This is a genomic window from bacterium, from assembly GCA_030654305.1.
Lineage (GTDB): Bacteria > Krumholzibacteriota > Krumholzibacteriia > LZORAL124-64-63 > LZORAL124-64-63 > PNOJ01.
Genome location: JAURXS010000127.1, coordinates 1 through 1,295 on the forward strand (window position 1 = coordinate 1; position 1,295 = coordinate 1,295).

Below are 1,295 nucleotides of genomic sequence, written 5' to 3' on the forward strand. Positions count from 1 at the left end.
GGCGCTGCTGGCCGTGTTCGCCGCCGGCTGCTTCTGGGGCTGGCTGCGCGAGCGCCTCGGCAACGTCTGGCCGGCGATGCTGGGCCACGCCGGCGCGACGGTCGGGTACATGATCGTGTACTGGGGCCGCTTCGCGCGGCCCTGACCGCTGCCGTCGGGCGCGGTCTCAGCGGACCAGGCTGACGAGTCGGCTTTCGCGGATCTCCCCGGACTCCAGCCGGACGACATAGGTTCCCGAAGGAACCGCTCGGCCGCCGATTTCCTCGCCGTCCCAGACGAACACGTGCCCGCCGGCATCGAAATCCCCCTGCGCCAGCACCGCCAACTCGCGCCCCGTCACGTCGAAGACCCGCAGCAAGAGGTGGCGTCTGCGGTCGAGCGCGACCTCGACCGCGGTTCGCGGGTTGAAGGGGTTCGGCCGCGCACCGCGCAGCAGCGCGGTCGCCGGCGCGGCCGGGACGTCGACCGTGGACGCGGTGATCGCGACGTCGTCGACCAGCCAGTCGGTCGACGAGCTCCCCTGGTTGCCGTAGGCGCTGAAGCGCAGGCTGAACAGGTCGCCAGCCGCTTCCGGCGGCGTGGTGTGCGTGTAGGTGGTGTAGTCGGCCGGCGTGCCGCCCGGCGCCTGGATGTTGTTCAGCATGATCCATGTCCCGGTCGCGGTGTCGAAGTACTCCACCCACAGCCGCTGGCCGGCGATCACGCCCAGCGGGCGCACCTTGTAGCTGACGTCGGCCCGGCCGGCCAGCGTGATCGGCAGGGTGCGGGCGGTGCCCAGGTAGAACTCGGGGCTCCAGCCGCCGCCGTGGGCGATCTGCAGGCGTCCCGAGCTGGGGTAGGCGTTGTCGGCGGCCGTCCATTTCGCCGGGTCGAGGTTCACGGCGGTGAAGTTGTCGGTGAAGGGCAGCGTCGCGTGCGGGAACTCGATTTCGGTCGCACCCAGGCAGGCCACGCCGGCCAGGTAGCTGCGCAGGCGGGCCGTCGAGAGGGGCCCGAACGAGTGGAGCGCGCAGGAGCAGCCGCCGATGCTCGCGCACATGATCCTGCAGATGAATTCATCGTCGTTGCAGTGGTAGAGGGTGCAGTTGTGGCCGATCTCGTGCGCCGAGTCCGCGACGCGGTAGGCCATCGCGGTGGTGTAGCGCGACTGGACGATGCTGTAGCCGTAGTAGGTGCTGCAGACGCCCGGATCGGAGAAGGCGATGCCCACCGCGGAGCCGACGAGATCCTTGCCGGTGAAGAGCTGGACCAGGTCCCGCTTGACGTTCGCCTGGTTCGCCAGCCATTCGGTGCGG

Annotated in this window: 1 protein-coding gene; it reads right to left on the bottom strand. The window is 70.2% G+C overall.

The features are described 5' to 3' along the window. Positions 1–166: 166 nt before the first annotated feature. Positions 167–1,295: zinc-dependent metalloprotease family protein (locus tag Q7W29_03355; GenBank protein MDO9170848.1), on the bottom strand; the 1,129-nt coding region annotated here is incomplete at its 5' end.